This is a genomic window from Pseudofrankia asymbiotica, assembly GCF_001983105.1.
GTDB lineage: Bacteria > Actinomycetota > Actinomycetes > Frankiales > Frankiaceae > Pseudofrankia > Pseudofrankia asymbiotica.
Genome location: NZ_MOMC01000032.1, coordinates 141,095 through 158,219, shown reverse-complemented (window position 1 = coordinate 158,219; position 17,125 = coordinate 141,095). Strand labels below are relative to the sequence as shown.

12 protein-coding genes and 1 pseudogene are annotated in these 17,125 nt (G+C 71.5%); 8 read left to right on the top strand and 5 right to left on the bottom strand.

Annotated features, from left to right (window positions below; genetic code table 11):
- Positions 1-1,123: MFS transporter (locus BL253_RS17220; protein ID WP_241834878.1), on the bottom strand; the 1,123-nt coding region annotated here is incomplete at its 3' end.
- 129 nt (positions 1,124-1,252) lie between these two features.
- Between BL253_RS17220 and BL253_RS17215 the strand changes: the two genes are divergently transcribed.
- Together BL253_RS17215 and BL253_RS17210 are read left to right on the top strand one after the other, a co-directional pair.
- On the top strand, positions 1,253-2,203 hold the full coding sequence (locus BL253_RS17215) for a LysR family transcriptional regulator (RefSeq protein WP_076818095.1): 951 nt from the start codon (positions 1,253-1,255) through the stop codon (positions 2,201-2,203).
- 253 nt (positions 2,204-2,456) lie between these two features.
- On the top strand, positions 2,457-2,702 hold the full coding sequence (locus tag BL253_RS17210) for a hypothetical protein (RefSeq protein ID WP_076818093.1): 246 nt from the start codon (positions 2,457-2,459) through the stop codon (positions 2,700-2,702).
- A gap of 237 nt (positions 2,703-2,939) precedes the next feature.
- Here BL253_RS17210 and BL253_RS17205 read toward each other — a convergent pair whose 3' ends face one another.
- The 3 genes from BL253_RS17205 to metH all read right to left on the bottom strand — a co-directional run bounded on the left by BL253_RS17205 (position 2,940) and on the right by metH (position 8,288).
- Positions 2,940-3,503, bottom strand: coding sequence for a P-loop NTPase family protein (locus BL253_RS17205; protein WP_076818141.1), 564 nt, complete (start codon positions 3,501-3,503; stop codon positions 2,940-2,942).
- A 90-nt stretch (positions 3,504-3,593) separates the two neighbouring features.
- Positions 3,594-4,439, bottom strand: coding sequence for an SAM-dependent methyltransferase (locus BL253_RS17200; RefSeq protein WP_081438399.1), 846 nt, complete (start codon positions 4,437-4,439; stop codon positions 3,594-3,596).
- 150 nt (positions 4,440-4,589) lie between these two features.
- Positions 4,590-8,288, bottom strand: a complete 3,699-nt coding sequence (metH, locus tag BL253_RS17195; RefSeq protein WP_076818092.1) for a methionine synthase — start codon at positions 8,286-8,288, stop codon at positions 4,590-4,592.
- Positions 8,289-8,723: 435 nt separating this feature from the next.
- On the opposite strand from metH, the gene BL253_RS17190 reads away from it, so the two are divergent.
- Complete coding sequence (locus tag BL253_RS17190; protein WP_241834877.1) at positions 8,724-9,890, top strand: phosphatase PAP2 family protein; 1,167 nt, start codon at positions 8,724-8,726, stop codon at positions 9,888-9,890.
- Here BL253_RS17190 and BL253_RS17185 read toward each other — a convergent pair.
- Complete coding sequence (locus BL253_RS17185; protein WP_076818090.1) at positions 9,839-12,067, bottom strand: UvrD-helicase domain-containing protein; 2,229 nt, start codon at positions 12,065-12,067, stop codon at positions 9,839-9,841. The genes BL253_RS17190 and BL253_RS17185 overlap by 52 nt on opposite strands.
- Before the next feature lie 610 nt (positions 12,068-12,677).
- Here BL253_RS17185 and BL253_RS17180 point away from each other — a divergent pair.
- From BL253_RS17180 to BL253_RS17165, 5 genes and pseudogenes are all read left to right on the top strand, one after another.
- On the top strand, positions 12,678-13,493 hold the full coding sequence (locus BL253_RS17180; RefSeq protein ID WP_241834876.1) for an alpha/beta fold hydrolase: 816 nt from the start codon (positions 12,678-12,680) through the stop codon (positions 13,491-13,493).
- A 259-nt stretch (positions 13,494-13,752) separates the two neighbouring features.
- Complete coding sequence (locus tag BL253_RS42315) at positions 13,753-13,893, top strand: hypothetical protein (protein ID WP_158230368.1); 141 nt, start codon at positions 13,753-13,755, stop codon at positions 13,891-13,893.
- 166 nt (positions 13,894-14,059) lie between these two features.
- A complete protein-coding gene (locus BL253_RS17175; protein ID WP_131831508.1) occupies positions 14,060-15,322 on the top strand; it encodes a hypothetical protein in 1,263 nt (420 codons plus the stop codon).
- A gap of 120 nt (positions 15,323-15,442) precedes the next feature.
- A pseudogene (locus BL253_RS17170) lies at positions 15,443-15,825 on the top strand (ATP-dependent helicase HrpB); the annotation flags it as partial.
- A 306-nt stretch (positions 15,826-16,131) separates the two neighbouring features.
- The gene (locus tag BL253_RS17165; protein ID WP_076818137.1) at positions 16,132-16,947 is read left to right on the top strand and encodes an alpha-ketoglutarate-dependent dioxygenase AlkB; all 816 of its coding nucleotides are present in this window, start codon (positions 16,132-16,134) and stop codon (positions 16,945-16,947) included.
- The last annotated feature ends 178 nt before the right edge of the window (positions 16,948-17,125 follow it).

Genomic DNA, 17,125 nt, shown 5'->3' with positions numbered 1-17,125 from the left:
CCAGCAGGCCCCACAGCGCGGTCAGGCTCGCCGTCACGACCTTGCTCGTGATCGACCAGGCCGCCAGTGTCCGGGCGACGCGCCGGGGATCGGTGCGGTCGAGCCGGTAGGTGGCGAACACGGGAGTGAACACGCCCATACACGTGACCAGACCGAACTGGACGGCGATGACGAGCACGATCCCGGCCGTGCCGGGGCAGACAAAGGCCAGCCCGAGTGACCAGCAGGCGCGCGCCGTGCCGGCGACGACCAGCACCCGGTGCGGTCCGTATCGCGCGGCCAGCGGTCGCGCCAGGCGAGAACCGACCAGGCCGCCGACGCAGGGCGCGCCGAACGCGAGGCCGTACTGCCAGGGCTCGAACCCGAGGTCACCGACCATGAGGACGGCGAGCAGCGGCGACGTCGCCATGATCAACCCGTTGACCATGATCGTGTTGACGAACAGCGGTCGCAGCGCGGGATGGGCCAGGATGTACCGCCACCCCTCGGCCAGGTCGTGGGCTCTCAACCGGCGCGCGTCGGATCGTGCTGGGCCTGGCTCACGACCTCCCATGGCACGGATACCCATCGCCGAAAGCAGGTAGCTGACGGCATCGGCCATCACGGTCGTCACCGGGCCGAACAGTCCGATCATGGCTCCACCGAGCGGCGGCCCGAGCACGGTGGCCGTCCAGGTCGTGGACTCCAGCCGGGCGTTCGCGACGAGCAGGTCCGGTCCCCGCACGAGATCCTTCAGGCAGGCGCCACTGGCCGCCACAAAGGCGATATCGGCGGCCGCGACGATCACCGACACGACCAGGAGCTGGGCGAAGCTGAGGGAGCCCACCGCGAACGCCACCGGGACGCTCAGCACCGCGGCGAACCGAGTCAGGTCCATCGCCACCATCACCGGCCGCTTGCGCCGGAACTCCACCCATGGACCCAGCGGCACGGCCACCGCCGCCCCCACCGCCAGCCCCGCCGCCGCGAGTTCCGCGACCCCGATCGGCCCCACGTGCAGCACCAGGATCGCGATCAACGGAAACGCGTCGAACGCGAGCCGCGTGCCCACCGTGCTGACCGTGAACGCCGCCCAGAGCCACCCGAACTGCCGACCCAGCGGCCGTCCAGCCCACACACCCACTCGCCCTCCGAGGCATTCGCACAACGTGACGTTGACCGYGGACATCAAAGCGGGTACCTGAAAGCCAGATCAAACAACCATCATGCCGGCGAGCCACAACCACACGTTGTACGAATAGTGTCGACAGGCATGGACCTCGAGGCCGTGCGCACATTCGTCGCCGCCGCGGACACGGGCCAGTTCCAGGAGGCCGCCGCCGACCTGTCGGTCACGCAGCAGGCCGTCTCCAAGCGCGTCGCCGCGCTGGAGCGGGACCTCGCCGTGCGGCTGTTCACCCGCACGGCGCGCGGGGTCCAGCTCACCATCGACGGGCAGGCGTTCCTGCCCCACGCCCGCGATCTCCTCCGCGCCGAGGAGCGGGCGGCCTCCTCCGTGCGACCCGGCCGCCGCGCGCTGCGCGTCGACGTGATCAGTCGGCGGGTCGCGCCGGCGGCACTGCTGCGCGACTTCCACCGCGCGCACCCCGACATGGAGCTCGACGTCGTGACCCTGTTCGACGCCGACGCCGCCATCGCCGCGGTCCATTCGGGAACGATCGACGTGTCGTTCCGCGCGGTCACGGTGCCAGCGCCGCGGCTCCCGGAGGGGATCAGGACGGCTCGGGTTCTCGACGAGCCCCACGAGCTGCTCACCGGGCCGCGCCACGAGCTGGCCGCCGCCCGCGCGGTCACGCCCGCCCAGCTGGTCGGGCACCGGATCTGGATACCCGGCATCGCCCCCGGAACCGAATGGGCCACCTACTACGACGACCTCGCCGCCGCCTTCGGCCTCACCATCGACGCGATCGGCCCCAACTTCGGCACCGAGCACCTCCTGGACGTGCTCGCGGACTCCTCGACACTGGCCAGCCTCATCGGCCAGCAGACCCGGTTCCTCTGGCCCGACTACTACGACCTGCGCCGCATCCCCCTGCACGATCCGACGCCGGTCTATCCGCATTCGCTGATCTGGCATCACGAGAACCCGCATCCCGCACTTACCACATTCCGCGGCTATTTCCGCTCCCGGTCCACCGGTCTCGAGCGCCACGACGCCGGAACCTGGTCGCCGACGTGGGCGGCACGGCGGGCGACGTCGTGACAGCGCCGTCACCTCGCCCGGCGTTTCCGGCGTCGTAGCGAGGCGCCCGGGGCGGTGATCGGTCTCCGCTAGCGGCCGCTCCACGGACGAAGCCATTCCACCGACGAAGCCGTTCCACGGGCCAAGCCGTTCCACGGGCCAAGCCGTTCCACGGAAATGCGTTTCTGAACGCCCGAAGCACCCGCCCCGCCACACTTCACGTACAGGGCACCACCATCCGGTGCCTGGACGCACGTACCCGAGAGGCGAGGTCATGGCGCTTGGCAACGCGAAACCGACGTTCACCTGCGACAGCTGCGGCCGACGCAGGAGCGGCGCCAGCACCACGTCCGTGACCGGCCGACGGCTGTGCGCCGAGTGCGATGACCAGCTGACCGGCGCCGCGGCCGGGGTGATGGCCAGCCAGGGCCGGGTCGGTGAGGCCATCGCCACCGCCGGCTGGTTCACCGCCCTCCGCGCCCACCGCCGTTCCCGTCCCTCCCCCGGCGACAGCGCCTAGCGCCGCCCGCGTGAACGATCGCCCCACCGCCCGCGCCAACAGGTCAAGCGACCAGAGCGAACGCCCGCGGCGGCCGGCGCCAGCGGGTCAACAACCAGTCGGACGCCACGCGTCACCGGCGGCGCGCTACATCTGACTGATCTCCAGAATTCGCGCCGCGACGGTCCAACGTCGCCCGGCGCTGGACCGCGCCGACGGCTGGCCCACGGCTACTGACCGAGGGCTACTGACCCGCGGCTACTGACCGGCGCCACGCAAAGGGCCAGCGCTCCAGCGGTCGACATCGGCGAGGCTGCGCAGGCGGACGATCGGGAGCTCGGGACGCCGCTCGCGCAGGGCCGCGATTCGTCGCGGGCTCTTGTGATGGGTCGACCAGGCCCAGCGCACGATGTGCTCGCGATCGGTGAAGATCGTGCGCAGCGGCGGCTCGATGTTGCCGTTCCAGAGGACCTCACGGCGCAGCCGGCGGCGCAGGGTGCGGCGGATGACCTGGCGCATGACCGTTCGGCGGGGCAGGTCGAGCCAGATCATCAGGTCGGCACGGTCGGCGAGCAGGTCGCGCGCGTCCCGGTACTGCCATTCCGTCACCCACGCGGGCCCACCGCTGAACGTCTCGACGTCCGCCAGGAACGACTCCCGCCGCGTCCAGCCGGGACCGTGGAACAACCCGTCGATGTCGACATGTGGGATCCCCAGCGTCTCTCCCACCCGCCGGGCCAGCGTCGTCTTCCCCGACCCCGACGTCCCCGCCACCACCACCCGCCGCGGCCGCCCTGGCAATGGATCCGTGTCCGCCAACATCACCACTTCGCCGAGGATAGCGATCGTCGCGACCGGGACGGCGAACCGGTGAGGACCCGTGAGTGGCCGCTCCGGGCCGGACCGGCCTGGCTAGGGCTTGCGGCCGACGCCGCAGTGGCCGTCGACCGGGGCTGGCAGGGCGCCGTCCGGGGTGGGGGCCGGCCGCCAGTGGGTGTGCGGCACGAGGCCMGGGTCCACGAGCTCCAGGCCCTCGAAGCGCTCGGCGAACCGTTCCGGCGTGCGCAGGATGTAGGGAAGCGCGCCCGACTCGTTGTAGTCGTCCTGCGCCTCGTYGAAACCGCTGTCGCCAGCCGGATGGGTGCCGTCATAACTGGCCAGGTAGCTGCCTGAGGGCAACGCGTCCAGGTACTGCTTCACGATGGACCGCAGCTCATTGTCGTCCGCGATGTGCCCGAGGACGCCCATCAGCATGAGAGCGACCGGCCTGGTGAAATCCAGGGTGCCGGACGCGGCGGCGAGGACGCGGGCCGGGTCACGCAGATCGGCGTCGATGTAGTCGGTGACGCCCTCGGGGGTGGTCGCCAGCAGCGCGCGGGCGTGCGCCAGCACCAACGGGTCGTTGTCGACATACACGATCCGGCATTCCCGGGCGACGCGCTGGGCGACCTCGTGTGTGTTGTCCGCGGTGGGCAGGCCCGTGCCGATGTCGAGGAACTGCCGGATCCCGGCCTCGCCGGCCAGATAACTCACCGAGCGGACCAGGRACCCACGGGAGGCGCGCGCGAGGTCCGCGATGYCGGGGAACACCTGGAGGTATTCCTCGCCCGCGACCCGGTCGACCGGATAACAGTCCTTGCCKCCGAGCCAGTAGTTCCAGATGCGCGCCGAGTGCGGCACGGACGCGTCGATCGAGTCGGACAGGGCGACGGTCTGGCCCGAACCCCGCGGGTTGGACACCGACTGTTCTTCGACCATGCGTGCGGTCTCCGCGTGGTATGGGGCGGACAGTTCGGTCACCCTATCGCGGACCGTGCCGGAGCTACCACCCCCCGCAGCCCGAACATCCCACCTGGCGGAGCGTCCCGATACTGTCCGCCAGCAAAGGGACGCTCCGCCGGGAAACGATCAGTCGGGGTCGTAGGCGAGGTTGGGGCGCAGCCAGCGCTCCACCTCGGCGACGTCCTTGCCCTGGCGGGCGGCGTAGTCCCTGACCTGCTCGCGGGAGATGCGGCCGACCGTGAAGTAGCGGGCCTCGGGGTTCGCGAAGATGAGGCCGCTGACGGCCGCCGCCGGGGTCATGGCGTAGGACGACGTCAGTTCCATGCCGAGGCTCTCGGCGCCGAGGATGTCGAACAGGGCGCGCTTCTCGGTGTGGTCGGGACAGGCGGGGTAGCCGAGGGCGGGGCGGATGCCGCGGAACCGCTCGGCGTGCAGGTCGGCCAGCTCAGGGGCCGCGTCGGGCTCGAACCAGGCGCGGCGCGCCTCGAGGTGGATGTACTCGGCGAACGCCTCGGCGAGGCGGTCGGCGAGCGACTTGGCCATGATCGACCGGTAGTCGTCCTGGGCCGCCTCGAAACCGGCGGACAGCTGCTCGGCGCCCTGGATCGAGACGGCGAAGGCGCCCATGTGGTCTCCCCCGCCGGCCGGAGCCACGTAGTCGGCCAGGCAGCGGTTCGCCCGGCCGGCCGGCTTCTCGGTCTGCTGGCGCAGCATCGGGAAGCGGACCTCGCCGCCGGCCGCGTCGAGGACGATGTCGTCGACGTCGGCGTGGGCCGGCCAGAAGCCATAGACGCCGTGGGCGGTGAAGGACCCGTCGGCGATGATCTGGTCGAGCAGGGCGTTCGCCTCGTCGAACAGCTCGCGCGCGACGGGTTCGTCCAGGATCGCCGGGTAGGTGCCCTTCAGCTCCCAGGCGAGGAAGAAGAACCGCCAGTCGATGAACTCGCGCAGCGCCGCGATGGTGGGCGTCACCGTCCGTGTCCCGGTGAACGCCGGTGTCGGGAGGCCCTCGAAGCTGACCGGCTCGCGGTTCGCCCTGGCCGCCGCGAGCGAGAGCAGCGGACGCTGCTGGCGGTTCTCGTGCTGCTCGCGCAGTGTCGCCTGCTCCTCGCGGTTGCGCTTGTCCAGCGCCGTGGCCCGGTCGGAGTCCAGCAGGTCCGAGACGACCCCGACGACCCGGGACGCGTCGAGCACGTGCACCGTCGTCCCCTCGTACGCGGGGGCGATGCGCACCGCGGTGTGCTGGCGTGACGTCGTCGCGCCGCCGATCAGCAGCGGCAGCTTCAGCCCACGCCGCTCCATCTCGGCCGCGACGCTGACCATCTCGTCCAGCGACGGGGTGATCAGCCCGGACAGGCCGATCGCGTCGGCGCCCTCCGCGACGGCCGTGTCGAGGATCTTCGCCGCGGGCACCATCACCCCGAGGTCGATGACCTCGTAGTTGTTGCAGCCGAGCACCACGCCGACGATGTTCTTGCCGATGTCGTGGACGTCGCCCTTGACGGTCGCCATCACGACCTTGCCGGCGCCGCGGCCCGGCTCGACGCGGCCCTCGGCGATCGCCTTCTCCTTCTCGGCCTCCATGTACGGCTCGAGGTAGGCGACGGACCGCTTCATCACCCGGGCGGACTTGACGACCTGCGGCAGGAACATCTTGCCCGCGCCGAACAGGTCGCCGACGACCTTCATGCCGTCCATCAGCGGGCCCTCGATGACCTCGAGCGGCCGCTCGACCTGCTGCCGGGCCTCCTCGGTGTCGGCCTCGATGAAGTCCACGATGCCGTGGACCAGGGCATGCGAGAGCCGCTCGCGCACCGGCGCCTCGCGCCAGGACAGGTCGGCGCCACGGCGCGGCCCGGTGACGCCGCCGCCGGACGCGCGCAGCTCCTCGGCGTACGTCACGAGCCKGTCGGTGGCGTCCTCGCGGCGGTCGAACAGCACGTCCTCGACGAGCTCGAGCAGGTCGGCCGGGATGTCCTGGTAGACGGTCAGCTGGCCGGCGTTGACGATGCCCATGTCCAGCCCGGCCCGCACGGCGTGCAGCAGGAACGCGGAGTGCATCGCCTCGCGGACGACGTCGTTGCCGCGGAACGAGAACGACAGGTTGGAGATGCCGCCGCTGGTCCTGACGCCCGGGCAGCGCTCCTTGATGATCGGCAGGGCGTCGATGAACGCCTTGGCGTAGCCGTTGTGCTCGGCGATGCCGGTCGCGACGGCGAGCACGGCCGGGTCGAAGATGATGTCCTCGGCCGGGAAGCCGACCTCGGGGGACGTCAGCAGCTTGTAGGCCCGCTCGCAGATCTCGACCTTGCGCTCGGTGCTGTCCGCCTGCCCCTGCTCGTCGAAGGCCATGACGACGACGCCCGCGCCGTAGGAGCGGATCAGCCGGGCGTGCTCCAGGAAGGGCTCCTCGCCCTCCTTGAGGCTGATCGAGTTGACCACGCCCTTGCCCTGCACGCAGCGCAGCCCGGCCTCGAGCACGGTCCACTTGGAGCTGTCGATCATGATCGGGATGCGGGCGACCTCGGGTTCGGTCGCGATCAGGTTGAGGAACGTCGTCATGGCCTGCTCGCCGTCGAGCAGGTCGGCGTCCATGTTGACGTCGAGGATGTTCGCCCCGCCGCGGACCTGCTCGAGGGCGACGTCGACGGCGCCCTGCTGGTTGTCGGCCTCGATGAGGCGGCGGAACCTGGCCGAGCCGGTGACGTTCGTCCGCTCGCCGATCATGACGAAGCCGGTGTCGGGGCCGATCTCGAACGTCTCCAGGCCGCTGAACCGGGTGCGCTCCGGCGGCGCGGCCACCGGCCGCGGCGCGACGCCGTGGACGGCCGCGGCCACCGCGGCGATGTGCCCCGGCGTCGTGCCGCAGCACCCGCCGACGATGTTGACGAGGCCCGAGGTCGCGAACTCGCCGAGCAGCCGCCCGGCCTCGTCGGGGGTCTGGTCGTAGCCGCCGAACGCGTTCGGCAGGCCGGCGTTCGGGTAGCTGGCGACGTGCGCGCCCGCGATACGGGCGAGCTCGGCGACGTAGGGGCGCATCTCGGCGGCGCCGAGCGAGCAGTTCAGCCCGACGACGAGCGGGTTCGCGTGCGCGATGGACGTCCAGAACGCGTCGACGGTCTGGCCGGACAGCGTCCGCCCGGACATGTCGACGATCGTGACGGAGATCCACAGCGGCAGCTCGGGCGCGGTCTCCTGCGCGGCGGCGATCGCGGCCTTCGCGTTGAGCGTGTCGAAGATCGTCTCGATGAGAAGCAGGTCGACGCCACCCTCGGCGAGCGCGGCGATCTGCTCGGCGTAGGAGGCCTTGACCTCGTCGAAGGTGACGGCCCGGTAGGCGGGCTCGTCGACGCGCGGCGACAGCGACAGCGTGACGTTGAGCGGGCCGATGGAGCCGGCGACGAACCGGGGACTGCCGGTCTCGGCGGCGACCTCGTCGGCGGCCTCGCGGGCGAGCCGCGCGCCGGCCAGGTTCATCTCCCGGACCAGCGACTGCAGGGCGTAGTCGCCCTGGCCGACGCTGGTGGCGGTGAACGTGTTGGTGGTGACGATGTCCGCGCCCGCGGCCAGGTACTGGCGGTGCACGTCCTTGATGACGTCCGGGCGGGTGAGGTTGAGCAGGTCCGGRTCACCGGTGACGTCGCGCGGGTGGTCGGCGGGGACGAAGCCGCCGAGCCGGTAGTCGGCCGGGGTGAGGCCCACCCCTTGCAGCATCGTGCCGTAGGCACCGTCCAGGATGACGACCCGCTGGGCGAGCCGGTCCTTCAGCGCCTGGATCCGTCGCGCCCGCTCGTGCTCGCGGACCTCGTTGACGACGGCGACCACCTGACCACCTCCCGCATAAGTTGTGGGAGGCGCCCTTTGGGGATGGTGGAACCAGCCGAGCGTGGCGGCCCACCCTGGTACCCGACAGGTAGCCCAGCATCGGTGGCCCGTTGCAGCGCCTCTCGACCTGTCTACGACCTTACTAAGCCGGTCCGGCGGATGGCACCGAGGTACGCCCCTCGTGACGCTCCGTCGCAGGTGCCGGTGGCCGCCGGCGCCGGCGCCGGCGCCGGCCGACGGGCCTCCACCAAGCGGACACCCACGTGAACAGGCGGAAAACGTCTCTCGATCTCCGATGAGTGGCTGGTCTCACATCAGTCTTTGCTGGGACTAAACCAGTTGACGAGCGGATTTGTCCTCGACAACGCTCTCTTAAGTCCGCCTTCAGGTGGGAGCTGACTGCGCCTGCCCGTCGTCGAGCTCCAAGGAGGTCCAGTGGCCGTCGCGACCAACGACGCCCAAGGTCCGGCCCAACCCAGGCCGCGGCGGGAACGAGACCAGGCGCCGGGCCATGAGCCGGAAGGGCCGCCAGACCCGGAGCCGCGGGTAGAACCGGCCCGTGCCGTCGCGGCGGGCAACGGCCTGCCGCACTGGTGGCAGGAGGTCCTCGGCATCGCGCTCCTCTACGGCGCGTACACGGGCGTGCGGGGCCTCAAGAGCGACGACCTGGCCAGCGCGGACCACCTCGGCCGGGAGCTGCTGCGCCTGGAGAACGTCTGGCACCTCAACCCCGAGCACACCCTGAACAACGTGCTGGCGCAGGTGCCGGCGCTGGCGGTGCCCGCCTGCTACTTCTACGCGACGCTGCACTACATCCTCACGCCCGCGGTGCTGAWCTGGATGTACCGGCGCAACCCGGGCCACTACCGGGTGGCACGCAGCACGATCCTGCTGGCGACGGTCATCGGCCTGGTCGGGTTCTGGCTGCTGCCGACCACGCCGCCACGGCTGCTGGCCGGCGCCGGCTACCACGACACGATGGCCGCCGTGTCGGGCTGGGGCTGGTGGGGCGGCGACGCGAGCGCCCCGCGCGGGCTGGGCGGCCTCACCAACCAGTACGCGGCGATGCCGTCGCTGCACTGCGGCTGGGCGCTGTGGTGCGGCTACCTCCTGGCCCGGTTCGCCCGGCACCGGGCCGTGCGGGTGATCGGGGCGTGTTACCCGGTCATGACGACTCTCGTCGTCATGTCTACCGGCAACCACTACCTCCTCGACGCCATCGGCGGCTTCGTCGACCTTCTGCTCTCCGTCGCGATCGTCCTGCTCGTCCGCCGGGCGCTGCCCCGCCGGCCCCGGCTCACCCCCACGGCGGCCGAGGTCGTCGGCAAGCAGCCGCCCGGCGGCCAGCCGGTGCCCACCAGCCGCAGGCCACCCGGCGGCGGCCGTCCGCCGGCCCACCCGGGCAGCCCGGCCCCCGGGCCGGATCCGGACCCGGGCCCGGCCGCCGTCGCGGGCCCGGAACCGGGCCCCGGGCGCCGGGGGGCATCTCGCGAGGACGCGCCTGCCGCCAGGCGCGGCGAGACCTCCCTGTCGCGGCGGCGGGACGTCCGTCAGCGGACGGCGGTGAGGAAGGGGCTGGGGGTGCCGCTCCAGGAGACGTAGAGCTGCTCGCGGGCGCGGGTGCAGGCGACGAACAGCGCGCAGCGTTCCTGCAGGAGATCGACGGCGTGCGCGTAGGGGTCCTCGTCGGCCGGTGTCACCGGGCTGCGGGCCGGCACGAGCCCGTCGGACACGCCGACCACGGCCAGGCAGCGGAACTCCAGCCCCTTCATCCCGTGCATCGACCCGACGGCGACGGGGCTTGCCGGTGCGACGCCGCCGCGGCCCCTCAGCTTCGGCCGGCTCAGCGCCCTGGCGATGATCCCCGCGTCGGTCAGCGCCGTGACCGCCTCGTCGACGAGGGTGTTCTTGCGGGCCGCGACGCCGATCTCGGCCGGCCCGACGCCGGCCTCCAGCCAGCCGCGGACCACCTCGACGAGGCCCTTGAGCTCGTCGGACGGCGTCAGCGCGCCGACGAGCACCGGCTGGCGGCCGCGCAGCTCGGAGCGGTAGCCCGCGATCCGGTCGAGCCCGCCGTCGAGGTCGTCGATCCGCTCGTCGCGCAGCATGCCGAGGCTCCAGGCGAGGATCTCGGCGGTGGTGCGGTAGTTGATGGTCAGGCGGCTGGCCCGGCCGGCGACGACGATGCCGTGCTCCCGCAGCGTCACCCGGTTGCCGTAGATCCGCTGGTGGGCGTCGCCGGCGAGGAACAGGTCGTTCTGGTCCGGGCCGGCGACAGCGCGCAGCAGCCGCCACTGGACGGGGCTGAGGTCCTGCGCCTCGTCGACGACGACGTGGCGGAAAGGCCGGCGCCCGCCGGGCGGGACCGGGACGCCCGGCGCGTGCGGGCCGAACAGGTCCGCGGGCACGGCGCCTGCCTCCAGCAGCCGGGTCGCCTCGGCGCAGACCATCGCGTAGGTGAGCACCTCCCGTTCCCGCAGCCGGGCCCGGAACGCCTCGACGGCTGCCCACACCCGGACGCGCTGCGCGGCGGTCAGCGCCCGGCCGCGCCCGGTGCGGGACGCGGYCTGATAGCCGGCCAGATCGGTGATCCCGTGCCCGAGGATGACCTGGCGCCATTCGTCGCCGACGAACCGTTCGCTGAACGGCAGCCCGTGCTCGGTGACGGTCTCCTGCCAGAGCAGGGCCTCGTCGGGGCCCGCGAGGAGCGGCGGGTTGCCGTGCGCCGTCCGGTAGATCCGGTTCGCGACCTGGTCGACGGTGAGAACCATGATCCGGTCGCGGATCTCGGCCTTCTCCTCCAACAGGGCCAGGTTGGCCTCGATCGTCGACGTCAGCGCCTTGGTGAACGTGGTCAGCAGGACGGGCCCCTCACCGCCGGCGGCGAGATGGCGAGCGCGGTGCAGCGCGACGACGGTCTTGCCGGTGCCCGGACCGCCGGTGACCCGCGCCGGCCCGCGGAAATGTCCGAGCGCGACCTTGTTCTGGACGGGGTGCAGGAAGATCCGCCACAGGTCGAACGGGTGGCTCAGCATCTCCAGCAGCGCGGCGGGGCCGGAGACGAGCACCACCCGGTCCTGGCTGCGTTCGACCGCCGCGGTGACGTCGTCCGGGTCGAAACGACTCCGGTCCGCCGCCGCGTCGTCAGCGGGGACAGGCGGCGGCGCACCGACGCGCAGGCCGGTGACGTCGGCCGCGATGTCCGCCCAGACCTCCTCGGGCGACATCCCGGCGGCCAGGCCGTAGAGCACCGACCACTGGCTGTCCGGCAGGAACGCTCTGGCGGTCTCGAGCTGGGCGACGTCGGTCAGCGCGCGGGCGAAGGCGAGCGTCTGGTCGTCGACGCCGAGCCGCCGCAGGGTCGCGTCGTCCACGTCGGCGAGCAGCCGCCGGTACTCGTCGACACGGCTCGCCCAACGGGTCATCTCCGGCAGGGTCGCGTCCATGGCGACGCTGTCGCGGATCTCGATCCGGCCGGTGGCGGCGTTCACCGAGACCCGGCGCCGCTGGGCCCAGGTGTAGGCCTCGTCATGCGGCAGGACCTTGAGCAGGGTGAAGAAGTCGCCGCTGTCCGGGGCGAGGACGACCCCGCGCCAGAACTGGTCGATCCGGATCGTGCGCAGCCGGCTGTCGCGCGCGTTGTTGATCTTCTCGAGATGCAGGCCCGAGTGGGTGGCGTGCTCGAACTTCGCGAACGTGTCGGTGACCTTCTCCTGGACGGGCTTGTCCAGGCGCGCGAAGTCCCGCAGGAACTCCTTGTCGATACCCAGCCGAGCCACCGGAGCGTCCCCTCCCGTCCCGCACCATGCGCACCCAGGCAGGTACACCCAGGCAGCGGCTCGGCCATGCCGAGACATCGCCCCGTGCGCCAGCCCGGACGCGCCCCCTGAGACCATACGAGCGGTTCCACCGCTATCCGTAGGCCTCTCTCCATTTCGACCTGATCGAGCGATACGCACACGGTCCGGCATCGGGGCATCGGTCGGTATTGCTCGCGCCGGCCAACCCGCACTCACGCTTTGTCAGAGCGTGAGCATAGGTCACCGCGAGCAACTATTCGAACACCAGTTCGACCGTGTCGCGACCCGCGACGACGGGCCTCGCGGGCGCGGGTTCCCACGCCGATCGCCGTTTTCCCTGGCGGGCCGTCACTCCTGRCCAACACGACAGGATCCAGATAGTCGGAGATGGGACGATCCCGTGTCCGGCAACGGATCGGATGGCGGCGCGGTGGTGACGGTCCGGAGCGGGTAGCTCCGAGGCGGATCCATTCCACGAGCGGTCACAGGCACAGGGGTATCGATGGCAGCAGCCAAGGAAAGCGGGCGTCTCCGGGCCGGGGTCCTCGACGTCGCACTCGAACGCAGTGGCAGACGTGGCGGGCCGCCGGTGATATTGCTGCATGGATTCCCCTACGACGCCCGGGCCTACGACGGGGTCGCGGAGCTGCTCGCGGCCGAGGGGGCTGATGTGGTCGTGCCGTACCTGCGCGGTTACGGCGGCACCAGGTTCGCGGAGGCCGCGACCGTGCGCTCGGGTCAGCAGGCAGCGTTGGCGCACGACCTGGCGGAGCTGATCGACGCGCTGGGGCTGGACTCGCCGCTGGTCGCCGGCTACGACTGGGGCGGACGGGCGGCCTGCGTCGTCGCCGCGCTGTGGCCGCGACGGGTGTGCGGGCTGGTCACTGCCAACGGCTACAACGTCCAGGACATCGCGGGCTCGTCGGCGCCCCGGCGGCCCGAGCTGGAGCGGCGCCTGTGGTACCAGTACTACCTGCACGGCGAACGCGGTGCGCACGGCCTGGCGACCTACCGGTCCGACTACGCGCGGCTGCTGTGGCGCGAATGGTCACCGACCTGGGACTTCTCCGACGCCACCTTCGCCGCGACCACGCCGTCCTTCGACAACCCCGACTTCGTCGACGTGGTGGTCCACTCCTACCGGCACCGCTTCGGACTCGTCGCCGGCGACCCGGCCTACCAGCCGACCGAGGACGCCCTGGCCCGACAGCCGCCGATCACCGTGCCCACCCTCGTCCTGGACGGCGCGTACGACACCGTCCAACCACAGCGGAAGCGCGACGAGCACGAGCCGCACTTTCCCGCCCTGGTCGACCATCGCGTGCTCGACACCGGTCACAACATGCCACAGGAAGCGCCGGCCGAGTTCGCCCGCGCCATCACCGACCTGTGGGCGGCGCTCTGACAAAGCGCGGCCAGACCGCGATCATGGCGGTCACGCGAAACAGAGTTGATCCACGGGCTGCCGGCGCGGCACGAGGGGCCACCCGCGGAGACAAGCCGCGACGGCGAGCCGGGCGCGCGCCGAGGGCGCCTGTGACTCCCAGCGATGGTTGGCGAACGATCTTCCAAGCACCTGCGCCTCCACGCGAGTTCCCAGCGGAGGTTGGCGGACTTCCCCGGAGTTGGCTGGCGGACCGGCTCGCGCCGCCATGGTTGCCGGTGTGCATCGCCTCGAAGACGTGCCCGGCGACATGGTCTCGGCACGCATCCGGCTGACCGCGCCCATGCGTGTGGCGGCCGCCTCCCAGCCGGCCTGTGACAACGCCGCTGCCACCGGCGACCGCGTCGTCCTCGTTCCCTGACAGGACCGGTCCGCGACGGTTCGGGCGCCAGCCCAGGACGCCAAACGGGACGAATCCCCTAACACTCCAGAAGTTCCCGAAAATTTGCCTTCTCCGTGCTAGCCTTCGTTCCGCCCGAGACCGGCAGATATCGTCTGGCGGCCGGAGTTTTTCACGTGGGGGGAAGATGAACCTGGCGACGGCGCTCGCGGAGGTTGGCCGCATCGAGGCGGACCCGACAGGAGGACTGGCCGGTAATCCAGCTATGGCGAACCGGGCCAGGGCACTACTCAACAATCCGGACGTTATTTTGCAGGGCCAGTTCGGGGTCTGCGCGATGACGACCGCCGTCCGCGAGCTTCTCAAGCATGACCGGGCCACGTTCATCGCGCTGATGGACACGTTGTACCTGAGGCTTCCGTTTCGGGGGATCGCGCCGCCGCCCACGATGATTGCCGATCTGACCGGTCAGGCCGCCACGAAAATTCCCCCGGGCAGGCCTGACACCGTTGACTTCATGCTGGCCCGCGTTCTCGGCATGCTGTTCAAGGTCGCGGACGAACCGACCTACAACGCACAGATCGCTTTCTCCCGGCGATGGAACCCGAACTTCGGAAAGGCGACGGGAAGCGCGCTCGACGTCTTTGACCTGGAAGCCCGGCTACTGCCGGACCTGAAGACCGCCGTGGTCAACTCCGCGCCCCGGCTGGCGACGCAGGCCGCCTGGTTGGCAGGGACCGCGCCGGCGTGGGCGGCCACGCCGTTCCCGCCGGCGCTCGAAGAGGAGCTGAAGCGTAAGCAGTACTGGCTGCAACAGGCGTGCGGCTTCGGCATCGACGTCGTGGACGTCGTGGTGGCGGAGACGGTGCCGAACAAGCAGTGGACGATCACTTTCAAATACGACGGCGCCCCGCGAACTCTTACCGTGACCGCCGGCGGCGGCCCGTACGATCCGCTGAAGGTGACCGCGGCCGTGGCCGGCGCCGTCTACGAACAGGGCCACCTCGCGGTCGACGTTGACGGGATGCTGGTCCTGCTGAAGAAAATCATCGGATTCGCCGAAGCCCAGGCCAGGGGATCCTGGAAGGTCGAAGGGGAGATCGGCGCCGTGAACACGACGCTGACCGCCGGCGGCAGTAGTCTCGTCTACGCCGGCACCACCGCCTCGACGGAGCTTCTGCAGGCCAAAAGGGCTGCCGCCGTCGCCCGGACCGGCGGCCACCCGTATACGGTGACGCGGTTCATGGGAGACCCGGCCCCGCGACCGGCCTACTACGGCATGGCCACGCCCGAACCGACGCACTGGGTCGCCCTCACCGGTCCGATCGTTGATGCCGGAACCCATTGGGGACTGCCGCTCTGGAGCTGGAGAGAGAATTTCACCGTCGAGATCGAGAAAGGCCACCTGGGCAACTGGGTATACCGCTGGATAACCGGCCGGGTGAACTGATCGGTTCGGCCGTCGAAAACCGCGGCGGGCGCCTGTCGGGGCGCCCGTCCGATCCGGCTCGCGACGAGACGCGGCCAGAGCTCGGCGGGTTCTTCCTCCGGCGCCCCCGACGGGCCTTCTGCCGCCGGCGTCACCGATGACCTCGCGGCGGGGCTCGTGGTCGGGTTCGCCTTTCCGGAACGGCTCGCCCGGGCTCGTGACCCGCGCGGGGCGGCCTACCCAATAGTCGGTGGAACGACCGCGGAGCTCGCCGGCGGCTCGGCTCTGACCGGGGCACAGTGGCTGGCCATCGCGGTCGCGGACCGCGGCGTCGGCCGGGCGTCCGCCCGCGTGCGCCTCACCGTCGGGCTCGACGCGGCGACCGCGCGCGAGGCGGGCGCGGCCTTCCTGCGCACGACGATGAGGTCGCCTGGGCCGGCGGCGACGTCGTCGCCCGCAGGGTGGAGCGCCTCGGCGCGATCGTCCTGACGGAACGCCCGCTGGCCCGGCCCAATCCGGCACTCTGGAAACCGAGACCGTCGGCTGACTCGCCCGATGAAACCCAACCTCCGGCGACCAGCACCACGGATCCCGCTGGTACTTCAACGGAAACTGCGGATCCTCGACCCGCGCCCCGACAAACAGCCGACACACGCTGCGATCAGACATACACCCAGTGTCGCCACCAGTCGGGCCGTTCATCAACGACACACCACGCCGAAGCCCTCCAGGGGTCGGGCGCTAGGCGTTCGATCCTGCGCCGTTCTTCCTCGACCCCCGACCCGCCACTTCTGCCGCGCATTCGAACATCCGTTTGGTACGTTGATCGCATGGTGGGAGCACCATTCCAGGCGTCACTGCTCGACACGGATCCGCTCGACACGGATCCGAGCGACGCCGGCTTCGCCGACGCGGGCGTGTCGGGCGCGGGAGCGGCGGCGCGGGTCGGGCCGCCGGGCGCCGGGCTGCGACGGGACCGGCTGGCCGGCGGGGCGTGGATCGACGTGCGGCGGCGCTGGATCGCCGGCGCGGACTCACTGTTCGAGCGGCTGCGCGCCGAGGTCCCCTGGCGGGCCGAGCGGCGGCCGATGTACGACCGGACGGTCGCCGTACCCCGGCTGCTCAGCTTCTACGACGAAGGCGACCCGCTTCCTGACCCAGTCCTGGACGCGGCCAGGCGGGCCCTCGACGAGCACTACGCGGCGGAGCTCGGCGAGCGGTTCGCGACCGTCGGGCTGGCCTTCTACCGTGACGGCCGCGACAGCGTCGCCTGGCACGGCGACCGGACCGGTCGCGGCTCCACCGAGGACACGATGGTCGCGATCCTGGTCCTCGGCGCCCCGCGGGCACTCCTGCTACGCCCGCGCGCGGGCGGCCCCGCCGACCCCCGCCGAGCCGCCCGCCCCGGCGGCACGGGGGTCGGAGCCCATGGTCGCGTCGGCGGCGGCGCGGTGCCCTGGGCCGATGACCGCCCCCTCGTCCCGGTGACCGGCGCGACGACGGCGATCCGGCACGAGCTCGGCCACGGCGACCTGCTCGTCATGGGCGGCAGCTGCCACCGCACCTGGGAGCACGCCGTCCCGAAGACCGCCCGCCCCGTCGGCCCCCGCATCAGCGTCCAGTTCCGCCCCCGCGACGTCCGCTAGTGCGTCGCCCGGGAACGCGGCTCAACCCTTCTGATCACACGGCGTCCTGGATGCGCCCCCACCCCCTCCCGCACGCTGCCCGACCGTTCTCCCGCGTCCTGTCAGACGCCAGGGGCACGACGCGCACCCTCGTTGGCCCCTGCCGTCTGACAGGACGCGCCACGACGTCGGACGCTCG

Coding starts and splice junctions, on each gene's coding strand:
- BL253_RS17215 (WP_076818095.1), top strand. CDS start 1,253: ATGGACCTCGAGGCCGTGCGCACATTCGTCGCCGCCGCGGACACGGGC.
- BL253_RS17210 (WP_076818093.1), top strand. CDS start 2,457: ATGGCGCTTGGCAACGCGAAACCGACGTTCACCTGCGACAGCTGCGGC.
- BL253_RS17205 (WP_076818141.1), bottom strand. CDS start 3,503: ATGTTGGCGGACACGGATCCATTGCCAGGGCGGCCGCGGCGGGTGGTG.
- BL253_RS17175 (WP_131831508.1), top strand. CDS start 14,060: ATGAACCTGGCGACGGCGCTCGCGGAGGTTGGCCGCATCGAGGCGGAC.
- BL253_RS17165 (WP_076818137.1), top strand. CDS start 16,132: ATGGTGGGAGCACCATTCCAGGCGTCACTGCTCGACACGGATCCGCTC.